The sequence below is a fragment of the Zhihengliuella alba genome (assembly GCF_039538765.1).
GTDB lineage: Bacteria > Actinomycetota > Actinomycetes > Actinomycetales > Micrococcaceae > Zhihengliuella > Zhihengliuella alba.
In genome coordinates this window covers 1159871-1174402 of sequence record NZ_BAABCJ010000001.1, presented here as the reverse complement: position 1 = coordinate 1174402, position 14532 = coordinate 1159871, and the positions used below count along the sequence as shown (strand labels likewise).

Below are 14532 nucleotides of genomic sequence, written 5' to 3'. Positions count from 1 at the left end.
GATACCGCGGTGTCGTTTCGCGCCTCTGACGAGGTTTGCAAGAATGTGGGACGTGAGTCGCGCAACGCTGCAGAAGCGTCCCGAAGAAGTCCAGGCCATGTTCGACGACGTGGCGCCCCGCTATGACCTCGTCAACGACGTCCTCTCCCTGGGCCAGGACCGGCGCTGGCGCAAGATCGTGGTGGACGCGGTCGGCGCGGAGCCCGGGCAGACCGTCCTGGACCTGGCGGCCGGGACCGGCACGTCCTCGGAGCCCTACGCCGACGCGGGGATCCGCGTGGTGGCGTGCGACTTCTCCCTCGGAATGCTCGAGGTCGGCAAGCGTCGCCGCCCCGACATCGACTTCGTCGCCGGCGACGCCACGGCGCTGCCCTTCGCCGACGACACGTTCGATGCGGTGACCATCAGCTTCGGCCTCCGCAACGTCTCCGACCCGCACCAGGCCCTGCGCGAGATGCTCCGCGTCACCAAGCCGGGCGGCCGCGTCGTGGTGTGCGAGTTCTCACACCCCACCTTCGCGCCGTTCCGCACCGTCTACACGGAGTACCTGATGCGGGCGCTGCCGGCCGTCGCCGAGCGCATCTCCTCCAACCCCGACTCCTACGTCTACCTCGCCGAGTCCATCCGCGCCTGGCCCACCCAGGACCGGCTGGCCGGCTGGCTGTCCGAGGCCGGCTGGGAGGACGTGAAGTACCGCAACCTCTCGGCCGGCATCGTGGCCGTCCACCGCGGCTTCAAGCCGGGCGCAGCGGGCACTGCGGCGGAGCGCGCCGAGCGCGCGTCCGAGTACCTGCGCCGCCGCGCGTCCCGACGGCCGCACTAGTCGCGCACCGGCCGCGCGGGAGCGGAGGGGACGTTGCGCCGGGCGCTAGAGTGACAGTGCGGGGCGACGCGCCCCGTCGCTGGACCGAGACCGAGCCGGAGCCCCGGCGATGACCAATGAGGCAGCTAGAGACGTGACTGAAGCCCAGAGCAACTGGACCTCCGCCGGGCACTCGGTGCCCGAGGCGCTGGACCTGAATCCGCAGACGGCGGCGCTCGCTGCCACGATCAAGCTGCCCGCCGGATTCCGCGCCGTCGCCGACGACCCGGAGTTCGGTCCCGCCATCTCCGAGGGCATGGCCCGCGTCGAGAAGCTCCTGCGCGATGCCGTCGCGAACTCGGACCCGCTCATCGACGCGACCAGCCGCCACCTCGTCGAGGCCGGCGGCAAGCGCATCCGGCCGCTGCTCGTCCTCCTCTCCTCGCTGCTGGGCCAGGGCATCAACGAGGACGTGGTGCGGGCCGCCGCCGTCTGCGAGCTCACTCACCTCGCCACGCTGTACCACGACGACGTCATGGACTCCGCGCCCTACCGCCGCGGCGCCCCGACCGCCCACGAGGTGTGGGGCAACTCCGTGGCGATCCTCGCCGGGGACCTGATCTTCGCCCGCGCCTCCGTCATCGGCTCCGAGCTCGGCCCGGAGGCCGTGAACATCCAGTCGCGCACGTTCGAGCGCCTCTGCCTCGGCCAGCTCCACGAGACGATCGGGCCCCGCGAGGGGGACGACGCGATCGACCACTACCTCGGCGTCATCGGCGACAAGACGGCCTCGCTGCTCTCCACCTCCGGCCGCTTCGGCGCCCTGTTCGGCGGTGCGGAGGAGCTCCAGCCGATCATGGCCGAGTACGGCGAGAAGGTCGGCGTCGCCTTCCAGCTCGCCGACGACGTCATCGATGTCACCGGCGCCCAGGAGAGCTCCGGCAAGACCCCGGGCACGGATCTGCGCGAGGGCGTGCCCACGCTGCCCGTCCTGCTGCTGCGCCAGGCCGCGGACGACGGCGACGCGGCCGCCCAGGAGGCGCTGGCCCTCGTGGACGGCGACCTGACCAGCGACGAGGCCCTCGCCGACGCCGTGCGGGCGCTCTCCGCCCACCCGGCCACCGCCCGGGCCTGGGAGGTGGCGCGCGAGTGGGCCGACGCAGCCGTGAGCGCGCTGGCGCCCCTGCCGGACGGCACGGTCAAGACGTCGCTGGCCGCGTTCGCCGACGCCGTCGTCACCCGCGAGGTCTAGCCGCCGCCGTCAGCCGCCGAAGCCGACCTCCTCGAGGGCGTCCGCGAGCTCGCGGGCCTTCCTGGCCCGGTCCTCGACGGGCACCCGGTGGCGGACCTGCCCGTAGAGCCGGTCGTCCGCGTAGCGGGGGAACACGTGCTGGTGGTAGTGCCAGACGTGCTGGTTGCCCGAGGGCTCGTTGTGCTGGCGCGTGGACGTGCCCTCCGGGGCCCAGGCGAGCTTCATCGCCTTGGCGGTCTCGCGGGTGGCCCGCATGATGGCGGCGGCGACGTCGTCGGGCAACTCGTAGAGGGTCTCCAGATGCGCGGTCGGGATGACCATGGCGTGCCCGCCGTAGGGGCCGAAACCGTCGCAGGCCATGATGACGGCCACGGTGGAGTCCCGGTAGACCAGGTCGCTCAGGGCGCACAGGTTGCCGGGGGAGACGATCTCGCCGGTCAGCAGCTCGCAGAACGGGCACGCGTAACCGGCCGGCGCATGCGAGCGCCACAGCGGGTCCCGGCGTGCGCCCGGCATCTCAGTTGTCGAGTTCCGGCTCGAGCTCGTCGAAGACCCACGAGTACATGTCCAGCATGTACTCGCTGAAGGTCCCCTCCTCCGACTTCCAGGTGCCACGCTGGTTGTTCCGGCGGTGCACGATCGGGTCCGGGACGTCGAGCTGGTCCACGCGCAGGCCCCACGTGTACTTCTCGTCCTCGTCCTCCATGAAGAGCAGGTAGCCGTCGTCGTACTCGAGCTCCTCGGGGTCCCAGACGTAGTAGTAGGCCTCCATGAGGTCCTCGCAGCCGCCCAGGGTCAGGTAGAACTCCCGCAGGGCCAGCGGGATCTCGACGCCGGCCTCCTCGAGCGCGTCGTCGAGCTCCTCGGGGCTGAGCCCGTCCTCCGAAACCCACTGGTCATCGAGGTATTGCGGAACGAGGGAGCGGAACTTGTCCACGAACATCTCAGCCATGCCCCAAATCCTATCCGGCCCCGGGCCGGCCCGTTGCGCCCGCGCCGGGGACCGCCGGCGCGGCGGTCCGACGGCAGGGTCCGAGGGCACGCAGCGGCGGCACCTCGGGGGAGCGGCGCGGGGCAGCCGGGGATGCTACTAGAATATTTTCGAACTGTGTCCAAATTGTGACGCTTCATATACCGGGACCGATATGTTCGCAGGCCGGAATTCCGTCTAGCGTGACCGTTATGAACACTGCACCCACCCGCAGCAACGGCGGCAGCGCCGTGCGCGAGACGTTTTCCTCGCGGAAGCTGTTCATCCTCTCCGCCATCGGATCGGCGGTCGGGCTGGGCAACATCTGGCGATTCCCCTACGTGGCCTACGAGAACGGCGGCGGCGCCTTCCTGATCCCGTATCTGGTGGCCCTCCTGACGGCAGGCATCCCGCTCCTCTTCCTGGACTACGCGATCGGGCACAAGTTCCGCGGCTCCGCGCCCCTGGCGTTCCGCCGCATGAGCCGCCCGGCCGAGTTCCTCGGCTGGTGGCAGGTCCTGATGTGCTTCGTCATCGCCGTCTACTACGCCGTGATCATCGGCTGGGCCGGCATGTACGCGTGGTACTCCATCAGCAAGGCGTGGGGCGACGACGCCACCGGCTTCTTCACGGGCACCTTCCTGGAGGTCGGCGACCCCGGCGTCTCCATGGACTTCGTCCCCCAGGTCCTCTGGCCGCTCATCGCGGTCTGGGTCATCACGATCGTCATCCTCGTCGCCGGCGTCCGCAAGGGCATCGGGCGGGCCAACGGCATCTTCATGCCGCTCCTGCTCGTCATGTTCCTCCTGCTGGTCATCTCCTCCCTGTTCCTCCCCGGCGCGGCCACCGGCCTGAACGCCTTCTTCACGCCCAACTGGGAGGCCCTCGGCGATCCGGCCGTCTGGGCGGCGGCCTACGGCCACATCTTCTTCTCGCTGTCGATCGCCTTCGGCATCATGGTGACGTACTCGTCCTACCTGCGCCGCAAGACGGACCTGACCGGCTCCGGCATGGTCGTGGCCTTCGCGAACTCGGGCTTCGAGATGCTCGCGGGCATCGGCGTCTTCGCCGCCCTGGGCTTCATGTCCGTTGCGGCCGGCACGTCGGTGGAGGAGTCCGCCGCCGGAGGCGTCGGCCTGGCGTTCATGGCCTTCCCGACCATCATCTCGGAGGCGCCGTTCGGCGCCGTTCTGGGTGTGCTGTTCTTCGGCTCGCTGGTGTTCGCCGGCCTGACGTCGCTGACCTCGATCGTCGAGGTGATCATCTCGGCGGTGAAGGACAAGATGGGCTGGGCGCGCCGCGCCTCGGCGCTCGCGGTCACCCTGCCCCTGGCCCTGGTCTCGGTGCTGCTCTTCGGCACCACCACGGGTCTGCACGTCCTCGACATCGCGGACGCCTTCGTCAACCAGTTCGGCATCCTCTTCGGCGCGTTCGTGACGGTCGTGGTCGTCGCCTGGCTGGCCCGCAAGCTGCCGGTGCTGTCCAACCACCTCAACCTGTACGGCTCCATCCGGATGGCGGGGGTGTGGAAGCTGCTCGTCGGCATCGTCGCCCCGATCGCCCTGGGCTACATCAGCTTCGAGGCGTTCCGCACGTTCATCACCGAGCCGTACGGCGGGTACCCGGACTGGATGCTCAACACGTTCGGCTGGGGCATGGCGGCCGCGCTGGTGATCATCGGCATCCTGCTCACCCTGATCCCGTGGAGCAAGAACTCGCTGCTCAACGACGATCCGGAGTACGACGCCATCAAGGCCCACGAGGACACCCTGTCCCCGACCAAGGAGAAGTAGCCATGACCGCAACAGCCATCGTCATGATGATCATCGCGCTGGTCACCGTCTGGGGCGGCCTCGCGGCGGCCCTCGTGCACCTCTCGCGCCACCCGGAGCTGGACGAGGACCTCCCGGCGCAGACCGCGCCCGAGCTCTAGCCGGACCGGCACCGGACCTCCAGCGCCCGGGCCTGAAACGCGGAAGGCCCCTCATCCGTCACGGGTGAGGGGCCTTCCGCGTTCCCGGCTCCCGGGTGGCGTTCCGTCGTGTGCGCCCGCCGCCCGTCGCCGTGGGGCCCTTCGCGGTGCCGCCCTTCGCGGTGCCGACCGTCGCCTTGCCGGGCCGGCTCAGGCGGCGACGGCGTGGCGCGCGCGGGCCCACAGCAGCACGGGGATCAGCAGCAGCGCGAGGATGCCGCCCCCGAGCGCCAGCGCCTGGTAGCTCGTGGCCGTCATGACCACGCTGGACATCGCCCCGCCACCGGCCCCGGACAGGGCGACCAGGACGTCGATGGTGCCCTGCGTGCGCGGGCGGTTCTCGGGGACGGTGGCGTCCACCACCAGAGCGGTGCCGGCCACCAGGCCCAGATTCCAGCCGAGGCCGAGCAGGACCAGGGAGAGGATCAGCAGGCCGAGGGAGTCGCCCGGGGCCGCCGCGCCGACGGCCCCGGCCAGGAGCAGGGTCACGCCGGCGGCGATGACCATCGGGGTGCGCCCCAGACGGTCGACCAGCACGCCGGTGACGAGGGAGGGCAGCCACATGGCGCCGATGTGCAGCCCGATGACCAGCCCGACGGCGTCCAGCCCGTGGTGGTGCGCCCGCATGTGCAGCGGCGTCATCGTCATGACGGCGACCATCACGATCTGTGTGAGGACCATGACGGCGGCGCCGACGTAGGCGCCCGTCCCGACCCGCGGCACCGGGCCGGACGCGGCCGGGCCGTCCGCCTGCGCCGCGGCGGCCGTCGCCAGCCGTCTCGCCAGGAGGTAGGGGTCGGGGCGCAGAAGGACGAACAGGACCAGTCCGGCCGCACCGTAGGCGGCCGCGGCCAGGATGAACGGCCCGGCCAGGGCGGGGACGCCCCACACCTCGGCCAGGCGGCCGAGTGGTCCGATCAGGTTGGGCCCCGCGACCGCGCCCACGGTGGTCGCGACCATCGCCACGCTGGCGCCGAACCCGCGCCGGTCCGCCGGGGCCAGGTCGGTGCCGGCGTACCGGGCCTGGAGATTGGTCGCGGAGCCGGCCCCGTAGACGAGCAGCGAGACGAGGAGCAGCGGGATGCTGCCGGTCGCGGCCGCGACCACGACGCCGAGGGCCCCGGCGCCGCCGGCCATGAACCCGTAGGCCAGGCCGATGCGGCGGCCGAGCCTCTGCGTGGAGCGGCCCACCAGGAACGCGGCGAGCGCCGATCCGAGCGTGAACAAACCGGTGGGGAGCCCGGAGAGGGCGTCGGACCCGAGCATGTCCTGGGCCAGCAGCGCGCCCACGGCGACTCCGGCTGCGAGACCGGCCCCGCCGAGGATCTGGCTCAGGACCACGACGCTCAGCGTCCGCCGGTGGACCCGTGCACGCTCGGCCTCCGCGGCGGGCGCGCCACCGGGCCACCCGCCCGGCGCCGGCGGGCCCGCGACCGGAGAGCCGGCGCCCGGCGCGCGCCCCCGGGGCGGCCTCGGCCGTCCCACGTCAGGCACCTGCCGTCCGGCGCGGGCGGCGGCGGAAGAGATCGACGCTGAAGACGATGATCGCGATCCAGACCAGCAGGAAGCCGATCCACCGCTCCACCGGCATCGGCTCGTGGAAGAGCACCAGCGCGATGACGAACTGCAGCGTCGGCGCGAGGTACTGCAGGGAGCCGAGGGTCGACAACGGCAGGCGCGAGGCGGCGGTCCCGAAGAGCAGCAGCGGCACGGCGGTGATGACGCCCGAGGCCGCGAGCAGCCAGAAGTGCCCGGACCCGAGCTCGGTGGCGGTCGCCAGCCGGCGGGCGGAGAGGACGGCGATCGCGATCGCCGCCGGCAGCGCGAGGAGCGCGGTCTCCACGGTCAGGCTCGCCACCGCCGTCGTCCGCTTGCCCACCCGGTTCTTCGCGTACCCGTAGAACGCGAAGGACGTCGCCAGGATCAGCGCCGTCCACGGCAGCGAGCCGTAGCCGACGGCGAGGACCACCACGGCGACGACGGCGATGCCGACGGCCAGCCACTGCAGGCGGCTCAGCCGCTCGCCGAGCAGCAGGACGCCCAGGGCCGTCGAGACCAGCGGATTGATGTAGTAGCCCATGGCCGCGGAGACGGTGTCGTGACTCAGCACGGCCAGCGTGTAGGTCAGCCAGTTGACGGCGATGAACGCGGCGGCCAGGCCGAGCCAGCCGATCGCGCGCGGGTCCGCGACCAGCGCCATCAGCTGACGGCCCTGCCGCGTCACGGCGATCAGGAGCCCGCAGAAGAGCAGCGACCAGAGAACCCGGCTCGCGACGATCTCCACCGGGTCGGCGGCGGAGACCAGGACGAAGTACAGCGGCAGGATGCCCCAGAGCCCGTAGGCGGCCGTCCCCGAGAGCAGACCGACGCTCTGCTCGCTGCGGGGCGGGCGGCCGCCGCTCGGCGGGTCGGGGACCGGTGGAGTGCTCACCGGAACATCCTACTCAGTCGACGTTTGCCCGGGCCCGCCCCGGACCGGCGCTCAGCCGTCCGTCCGCGGGGTGCCCGGGTGGAGGAACGTCTGGACGGTCTGCACCGGCCGGCCGGTCTGGACGAGCTGGCCGCGGCCCGGCGGGAGGGCGCGGGCGCGGACGTTGTTGACCAGCATGCCCTCGGACCGGTCGCCGCTCATGATCAGCGTCGAGGACCCGGAGTCCCGCAGGACGGAGAACAGGGACTCGTACATGCCGCGGCTGGCGCCGCGCACCTTGCGCGTGAGGACCACGTTGAGGTTCAGCTCCCCGGCCATGGGCAGGTAGTTCGCCAGCCGGCCCATCGGCGAGCTGTTGCCCGCGGTGAGGACGTCGTAGTCGTTGGCCAGCACCACGAGCCGCGCGGCGCCGGGCTGCTCGTCGTCGGTCCCGCCGTTGAGGCGCAGCCCGAGCTCCTTCACGAGGGCCGCGGTGAGCTGCTCGCCGACGGCGGCGCTGCCGGCGTAGCCGCCCAGGTAGTCGTCCGGCACCACGTCGTCGAGGTCCTTGCGCGGGTCGTAGACCGCGAACAGCAGCTCGTCCGGGGTGTGCTGGGCGACGAACGCGTCGATCAGGTTCCGCAGCAGGTTGGACTTCCCGGTGCCCTCGTCGCCCATGACGATCAGGTGGCGGTCCTTGTGGGTCATGTCCATGGTCTGGGCGGCCAGGTCCACCTCGCGCAGGCCGATCGGGAACAGTCCCTGCGTCGCCGGCACGGGGGCCTCCGCGGTGGAGACCTCGGCCGGCAGGACGCGCACCTGCATGGCGGTCTCGCTGGTGGACGCGGCCACGGCGTCGACGAGCGCGCGCAGCCCGTCGGAGAGCGTCTCCGGGTCCGCGTCGCCGTCGATCCGCGGCAGTGCGACGTGCCCGATGAGCTTCTGGTCCGAGAGGCCGCGGCCCGGCGCGTCGGAGCGGACGCCCTGGGCGACCTTGCGGTCGATCGCGGAGTCCGCCGGATCGGCCAGCGCCAGCTCGACCTTGTTGCCGAAGAACCCCTGCTGGGCCATGCGGATCTCGCCGGAGCGGTTCAGCGTGGCGACCACGTGGATGCCGTAGCCGCCGCCGCGCATGATGAGGGTGGTGACGGCGTCCTGGATCTCCTCGAAGTCCTCGTTCATCTGGGCGTACCCGTCGATGAGCAGGAACACGTCGGCGCTGGGCAGCTCGGGCAGCTCGCCGGCGGCGTGCAGGCGGCGCATGGTCGCCAGCGAGTCGATCTGCCGCAGCTCGAAGAGGCGCTCCCGGTGGTAGAGCATTCCGAGGATCTCCTCGACGGTGCGCCGGACGACCTCCCGGTTGGTGCGGATCGCGGTGCCGCCCACGTGCGGCAGCCGACCCAGCGGCAGCAGGGCCGAGCCGAGCAGGTCGACGCAGTAGATGCCCACCTCGCCGGGCCGGTGCGTCAGCGCCAGCGACGAGGCGATGGTGCGCAGCAGCGTGCTGCGGCCGGACTGCGGCCCGCCGACGATCATCAGGTTGCCGCCGCCCGAGGCGAAGTCGATCTCCCAGAGCCCCTGCCACTGCTTGGCCGGATCGTCGAGCAGGCCGATCGGCACCCGCAGGCGGCCGCCGTGCTCGAGCCGCAGCCCGTGCTCGCCGGGGTGGACCTGGCCGACGACGGCGTCCAGGGTGATGGCGTCCGGCAGCGGGGGGAGCCAGATCTCCTGCACCGAACGGGGGAACGTCCGCAGGGTCTCCATCAGGGTCGACATGACGGTGGGGCCGGTGGTGCGCTCGGGCAGCGCCTTGCCCGCCGGCTTGGGTGCGGATCCGTCGTCGTCCCCGGCGCCCGCGGCGGCCTCCCCGGCGTAGAAGCCCAGCGGCAGGACCTCGGGGCGGGCCGGCTCGACCGGCTCGTCGGTCCGGCCGCGCTCCGCGTCGACCGAGCCGGAGACGTAGCCGGACTTGAAGCGCGTGTAGACGGTCGTGTCCACCTTCAGGTAGCCGTAGCCGGGCATCGGCGGCAGGTGGAACGCGTCGCCGGTGTCCAGGACCGTGCGGGACTCGGCCTCGGAGAGCGTGCGCAGGCCGATCCGGTAGGACAGGTACGTCTCCAGCCCCTTGAGCTTGCCGCCCTCGACGCGCTGCGAGGACAGCAGCAGGTGCACGCCGATCGAGCGGCCGATGCGCCCGATGGAGAGGAAGAGGTCGATGAAGTCCGGCCGGGCGGTGAGCAGCTCGCCGAACTCGTCGATGATGACCACCAGGTGCGGCAGCGGGTCCATGTCCTCGCCGCGGGCCAGGCGCTCGGCCCGGTGCGCCTGGTAGTCGGTGATGTTCGCGATGTTGCCGGCCGCCTTGAGGACCTCCTGGCGGCGCAGGATCTCGCCGTTGAGGCTCGCGTAGACGCGCTCGATCAGGGAGAGGTCGTCGGAGAGGTTGGTGATGATGCCGGTGACCTGCGGGGCGCCCTCGAAGGGGGCGAAGGTGGCGCCGCCCTTGAAGTCCACGAGGACCATGGCCAGCACGTCGGGGGAGTGGGTGGCCAGCAGGCCGAACACGAGCGAGCGGAGCATCTCCGACTTGCCGGAGCCGGTGGCGCCCACGCAGAGCCCGTGCGGGCCCATGCCGAGCTGGGCGGACTCCTTCAGGTCGAGCATGACCGGCTTGCCGCGGTCGTCCGGGCCGAGGGGGACGCGCAGGAAGTCGGCGTCGGCGCGGGGGCGCCAGGTCCGCTCGACGTCGGCGCGGCCGAGCTCGGGGGTGAGCCCGAGCATCTCCAGGAAGGACTGGCCGCCGGCGTTGGACGGGCCGTGCTCCAGGGAGTCGGCCGAGAGCCGCAGCGGCGCGAGCTCGCGGGCGAGCGCGCTGGCGGTCGCCGCGTCGAGGGCGTCCAGCTCGCCGTGGCGGACCACGGGCTGGGCCGGGTCGTTCCGGTAGTCCTCCAGCCGGAACCCGCCGTCGGTCTCGGTGATGCGCAGCGCGACGTCGTCGGGCTCGTCGTCCCGCCGGGAGACCAGGTGCAGCACGGTCGTGCCCAGCTGGGCGGGGGTGACGTAGCGGTCCGCGAGTGGGAGCTCCTGGGCCGGGGCGCCGTGGACGTCGCTGACCAGCACCAGCCGGGCGAGCACGCCGGAGGCCGCCTCGGAGTTCTTGCGGGCCTCCGCGGCGACCTTGGAGCGCTGGGCGAGCTCGGGCGCCATGACGTCGGCGAGGTCGTCGAGGCCGGCCCCGATCCGCCGGACGGGCCCGGCCGCCGTCGTCTGCTGCTGGTCCGCGAGGTGGGGCAGCCACTTGGCCCAGTCCCAGTCCCCGCGCCGGTCCGTGGGGACGGCGAGCCCCAGGCCGAGGTCCTCGGGCGAGTGCAGGGCCGCGGCGCTGGTGAGCAGGTTCCGGGCGACGGCCAGGGCGAAGCCGCGGGAGCCGACCACGGAGACGTTGCCGACCGAGTCGAGGGGCACGGTCACGGGCATGGTGGGGCTGGTGGCGTAGCGGCGGCGCAGGATCTCCGCCTCGGCGACCATGAACGTGTCCTCGAGCTGACCCGGTGCGGACGTGTCGGCGACCCGGAGGCCGCGGACCGGCCGGTCGCCGGTGCCGAGCCGGACCTGCAGGAAGTCCTCGTTGGAGCGCCGGCGCTCCCACAGGCGCAGCGGGTTGCGCACGACGTCGAACAGGGCCTCCGGGGGAGGGCTCGCCACGCGCGCGGTGGCCAGGGCCTCCTGCTCGTCGGCGCGGAGCCTCACGCGGGTGCGCTCGAGGTAGCGCAGGTAGAGGTCGCGGGCCTGCCGGCGCTGGCGCTGCTGCTTGCCGCGCTGGCTGAACATCATGAACACGGCGACCACCACGGTCAGCACCATCATCATGGCGCCGACGGCCGCGAACGGCGAGTTGCGGAACAGCATCATGACGGTCATGGACACGGCGCCGCCGAGCATGGGCACGATCGCCATCATGTTGGGGCCGGCGGCCTCGCCCTCGCTGGGCGGCGGGGCGTCGATCGTGAACGGATGGTACTCGCGCAGCGGCGGCGTGGTGCGGGCCGGGCGGTGGACGAGGCGCTGGCTCATGCCCGCCGTCCGGAGCGCGGTGCCGCAGACGGGGCGGAGGCCGGTGCGGCGTTCGCGACGTCCAGGACGCGGGCGGCCAGCCCGGCGAGCGCGGTGCGGCGCTCCGCGCCGAGGAGGCCGGCCCGGATCCGCGCGCCGGCGGCCAGGTGGGCGTCGTAGCCGAGCGCGTGCGCCTCGTAGCCGAGCTCGTTGAACCGGCGGGCGTGGACGGCGGTGGGCACGGGCGCGGCGCGGTCCTGCTGCGCGACGACGACGAGCAGCCGGCCGGAGGCGGCCAGCCCGCGCAGGGTCGGCCCGGCCAGGCGCGCCAGGGCGTCCTCCACGCCGCTGAGGGTGCCGGGGACCACCCACACGGCCGCGTGCGCGTCCGCCAGCGCGGCGCCGGTGGCCGGCCGCCGGATGCCGGTGGGGCAGTCGACGATCGTGAGGGCGAAGTAGCGGGAGATCGTCGCGCAGGCCTCGCGCAGCAGCGAGCCCGGGACCTCGTGCGCCTGGTCGGCCGCGTCGGCGCCCGGGCTGGCGGTGGCGGCGAGGTTCTGCGCGGCGTGGCCGAGCAGCCCGTCGAGCTCCTCGGCGGTCGGCAGGTTCCCGCCGGTGGTCGCGGGCAGGAGCCCGGCCAGGGTTGCGGGCCCCGGCCGCCCGCCCGCGACGCCCAGCCGCAGCCCGAGCGAGCCGTGCTCCTCGGCCGCGTCGAGGACCGCCACGCGGTCCGGCCGGGCCGCCGAGAAGAAGCGGGCCAGCAGGGCCGCCGTCGTGGTGGCGCCGGCGCCGCCGCGGGTCGCGAACACGGCCACCCGTCGCCCCGTCGCGACCGGGGCCTGGGCGAGCGCCGCCAGCTCCGGCAGCCGCTGCGCGTCTGGGTCCCCGCCCACCAGGGCGCCGAGCGTGCGGGCGAGCGCGGAGTCGCTCCCGCGCACGCCCGACAGGCGCAGGACGTCGTAGCTCAGCGCCTCGCCGACGCCGCCGGCGCCGGTGCCGGCCGTGACGCGGGATCCGCCCCTGCCGCGCGGGGCGCCCGCGCCCCGGCGGGACGAGCCCGGGACCGGCTGCTCGATCGTCCGCCGCGCCGCCGGCGACCCCGGCCGGGGCCCTGCGGCGGGAGTCCCGGGCTGGCCGGCGCCGCCGCCGTCGTCGGGCCCCCACGGGTCGGGGAGCGTGCGGGAGAGCGGCCGGCGCTGGCCGTCGGGCTGCGGGGGAGTGTTCGTCGACATCAGGGACCCTCGGGCGTTAGAAGGAGTTCAGCAGCAGGTGGAAGACGCCGAAGTACCCCACGGCCAGGGGGACGGAGGCGAGGGCCGTCAGCGCCTCCACCCGGGAGGCGAGCTGGCGCAGGCGCGCCTGCGTGTGCTCGGCCAACCGGGTCACCAGGCCCAGTCCGGCGAGCACGCCGAGGACCACCAGGACGACGGCGACGAGCCAGGTCCGCTCCGGGAAGGCGGCGGCGAGCCGGGCCGCGGTGGCCACGACCCCCAGGACCGCCGCGGCGTACAGCGCGTACCGCTGCACGGCCAGCGGGAAGGACCGCGCGCGCAACCCCGTCGCGGCGGCCAGGACCAGGGCCAGCGGCACGGTCCAGACCAGGCCGGCCCGGGCGTCGTCGGCGGGCCCGCCGGAGGCGAGCAGGACCAGGGCGGCGCCCACCGACGCGGCGGCCACCACGGTGGACCAGCGCAGAGCGCTGTGGGCGGCCCGGATGGCGTCGAGGGCGTGGCCGCGCGCGATCTCGGCGCCCTGGGCGCGCAGGTCGTCCAGGCGGGCGAGGCCGGAGGCGTTCAGGGCCAGCGTGGGGAGCAGGCCCAGCGCGGCGACCGAGCCGATGCCGGCGATCGCGGCCGTGCCCACCAGCGGGTCGGCGGCGGCCGGCTCGGCCCCGGAGGTGCCGACGGCCCAGACCGAGAGGAGCGCGGCGGCGGCCCACAGCGCGGTCAGCCCGCCGGCCACCCCGGCCGTCGCGTAGACCGCCGGCGGACGCGGGGCCAGCGGGGCGAGCCCGCCGATCAGGAGCGTGCCGACCAGGGCCGCGGCCAGCGCCGCCACCCCGACCGGCAGCCAGCCGGCGTTCCACACGCCCAGCGCCGCGACCACGGCGCCCAGGACCTGCAGCGTCGCCGAGACCGGGCGGTGCGTCCGGACCAGGGCGGCACCCGTGACCAGGAGCGCGGCGCCGACGGCCAGGAGGATCCACCAGGCCCGCCCGCCGGCGTAGGTGCTCGTGAGGGTCCACAGCCCCAGCAGGACACCGAGGCCGGCGGCGACGCCGGAGGCGACCAGCAGGTGCGTGCGGGTCCACGGGGACGCGGTCCGCTCCGACTCGTCCACCACGGCGTCCGTCACGTCGTAGACCACGGCCGGCGGCGGGGCGTCGTAGTTGTTGTGCAGGCTAAGGACCGCCCCGTCCGCCACGCCGGCCTCGGCGAGCGTGGTGTGCGCGGGCAGTGGGGCGCCGGTGTCGGTCAGCAGGATCTTCGAGGCCACGCGCTCGCCGGGGGTGTCGCCGAGCAGGCGGAGGATCTGCGGCATCAGCGTGCCGATCTCCGCCGTGGACGGCAGCACCAGGTCCAGCCGGCGGCGCTCGCCGACGAGGGTGACGCGCGTGTACGGCTGGACGGACGTGGTGGTGTTGGACCGGCCGCCGGCCGCCGCGGCGGCCTCCGTGCCGGCCCGGCGCGGGCCGCCGTCCCGGCCGGGGGCCTGCAGGGTGCTCAGGGAATCGTGCATCATGCTCCGGTACCGCTCGTGGTCGCTTCGGCCGCAGGGGCCGGGAGGAGTGGGTGGGCCAGGGGATCCGCGGGGGCCTCGACGACGGCGGCGGCGCTCTGCCGCTCGGCCTTCTCGGCGGCCTGCTGCTCCAGAATGTTGCTCACGAACGAGATGCCCACGCAGACGGCGGCGATGAGCGCGGCGATCACCACGCTGTAGACGAACAGGCGCACGGTGCTCTTCCAGCGCCGCTCCGTGGGGTTCGCGCCGAACAGCAGCGCGTCGGTCAGCCGGTCCCGGCGCACGGAGACCGCTTCGATCAACTGCGCGTCGAACTCTGTGGACATCGCTC

At 73.6% G+C, this 14532-nt stretch carries 12 protein-coding genes; 4 read left to right on the top strand and 8 right to left on the bottom strand.

The genetic code is table 11. The annotated features are described in order from the left end of the window. The first annotated feature begins 52 nt into the window (after positions 1-52). Positions 53-823 carry a demethylmenaquinone methyltransferase gene (locus tag ABD784_RS05380; RefSeq protein WP_344880988.1) on the top strand — a complete coding sequence of 257 codons (771 nt, stop codon included), beginning with the start codon at positions 53-55 and terminating at the stop codon, positions 821-823. 109 nt (positions 824-932) lie between these two features. Beyond that, the gene (locus ABD784_RS05375) at positions 933-2054 is read left to right on the top strand and encodes a polyprenyl synthetase family protein (RefSeq protein ID WP_425582921.1); all 1122 of its coding nucleotides are present in this window, start codon (positions 933-935) and stop codon (positions 2052-2054) included. A 9-nt stretch (positions 2055-2063) separates the two neighbouring features. Here the strand turns inward: ABD784_RS05375 and ABD784_RS05370 are convergent, their stop codons facing one another. Then, the gene (locus ABD784_RS05370; RefSeq protein WP_344880982.1) at positions 2064-2570 is read right to left on the bottom strand and encodes an HIT family protein; all 507 of its coding nucleotides are present in this window, start codon (positions 2568-2570) and stop codon (positions 2064-2066) included. 1 nt (position 2571) lies between these two features. Then, positions 2572-3006 (bottom strand): SMI1/KNR4 family protein, encoded by a 435-nt coding sequence (locus tag ABD784_RS05365; RefSeq protein ID WP_344880979.1) that lies wholly within the window; start codon positions 3004-3006, stop codon positions 2572-2574. A gap of 230 nt (positions 3007-3236) precedes the next feature. Between ABD784_RS05365 and ABD784_RS05360 the strand changes: the two genes are divergently transcribed. After that, positions 3237-4817: a sodium-dependent transporter gene (locus tag ABD784_RS05360; protein WP_344880976.1), complete on the top strand. Its 1581-nt coding sequence runs from the start codon at positions 3237-3239 to the stop codon at positions 4815-4817. Positions 4818-4819: 2 nt separating this feature from the next. After that, positions 4820-4957 (top strand): methionine/alanine import family NSS transporter small subunit, encoded by a 138-nt coding sequence (locus ABD784_RS05355; RefSeq protein WP_344880974.1) that lies wholly within the window; start codon positions 4820-4822, stop codon positions 4955-4957. A gap of 189 nt (positions 4958-5146) precedes the next feature. On the opposite strand, the gene ABD784_RS05350 is transcribed toward ABD784_RS05355, so the two are convergent. The 6 genes from ABD784_RS05350 to ABD784_RS05325 form a co-directional block, all read right to left on the bottom strand. Further along, positions 5147-6337 carry an MFS transporter gene (locus tag ABD784_RS05350; protein ID WP_344880971.1) on the bottom strand — a complete coding sequence of 397 codons (1191 nt, stop codon included), beginning with the start codon at positions 6335-6337 and terminating at the stop codon, positions 5147-5149. Positions 6338-6482: 145 nt separating this feature from the next. Next, positions 6483-7427 (bottom strand): EamA family transporter RarD, encoded by a 945-nt coding sequence (rarD, locus tag ABD784_RS05345; RefSeq protein WP_344880969.1) that lies wholly within the window; start codon positions 7425-7427, stop codon positions 6483-6485. 51 nt (positions 7428-7478) lie between these two features. Next, positions 7479-11480 (bottom strand): type VII secretion protein EccCa, encoded by a 4002-nt coding sequence (gene eccCa / locus ABD784_RS05340; protein ID WP_344880966.1) that lies wholly within the window; start codon positions 11478-11480, stop codon positions 7479-7481. Next, positions 11477-12691 carry a hypothetical protein gene (locus ABD784_RS05335; protein WP_344880963.1) on the bottom strand — a complete coding sequence of 405 codons (1215 nt, stop codon included), beginning with the start codon at positions 12689-12691 and terminating at the stop codon, positions 11477-11479. Before ABD784_RS05335 ends, eccCa begins: the two co-directional genes overlap by 4 nt. 16 nt (positions 12692-12707) lie before the next feature. Then, a complete protein-coding gene (gene eccD / locus ABD784_RS05330; protein ID WP_344880961.1) occupies positions 12708-14201 on the bottom strand; it encodes a type VII secretion integral membrane protein EccD in 1494 nt (497 codons plus the stop codon). Next, a complete protein-coding gene (locus ABD784_RS05325; protein WP_344880958.1) occupies positions 14198-14527 on the bottom strand; it encodes a hypothetical protein in 330 nt (109 codons plus the stop codon). Before ABD784_RS05325 ends, eccD begins: the two co-directional genes overlap by 4 nt. Between the last annotated feature and the right edge of the window lie 5 nt (positions 14528-14532).

Excerpts from the sequence above, each read along its gene's own strand:
- ABD784_RS05375 (WP_425582921.1), top strand. The coding sequence starts at position 933 with ATGACCAATGAGGCAGCTAGAGACGTGACTGAAGCCCAGAGCAACTGG.
- ABD784_RS05370 (WP_344880982.1), bottom strand. The coding sequence starts at position 2,570 with ATGCCGGGCGCACGCCGGGACCCGCTGTGGCGCTCGCATGCGCCGGCC.
- ABD784_RS05365 (WP_344880979.1), bottom strand. The coding sequence starts at position 3,006 with ATGGCTGAGATGTTCGTGGACAAGTTCCGCTCCCTCGTTCCGCAATAC.
- ABD784_RS05360 (WP_344880976.1), top strand. The coding sequence starts at position 3,237 with ATGAACACTGCACCCACCCGCAGCAACGGCGGCAGCGCCGTGCGCGAG.
- ABD784_RS05355 (WP_344880974.1), top strand. The coding sequence starts at position 4,820 with ATGACCGCAACAGCCATCGTCATGATGATCATCGCGCTGGTCACCGTC.
- eccCa (WP_344880966.1), bottom strand. The coding sequence starts at position 11,480 with ATGAGCCAGCGCCTCGTCCACCGCCCGGCCCGCACCACGCCGCCGCTG.
- ABD784_RS05335 (WP_344880963.1), bottom strand. The coding sequence starts at position 12,691 with ATGTCGACGAACACTCCCCCGCAGCCCGACGGCCAGCGCCGGCCGCTC.
- eccD (WP_344880961.1), bottom strand. The coding sequence starts at position 14,201 with ATGATGCACGATTCCCTGAGCACCCTGCAGGCCCCCGGCCGGGACGGC.
- ABD784_RS05325 (WP_344880958.1), bottom strand. The coding sequence starts at position 14,527 with ATGTCCACAGAGTTCGACGCGCAGTTGATCGAAGCGGTCTCCGTGCGC.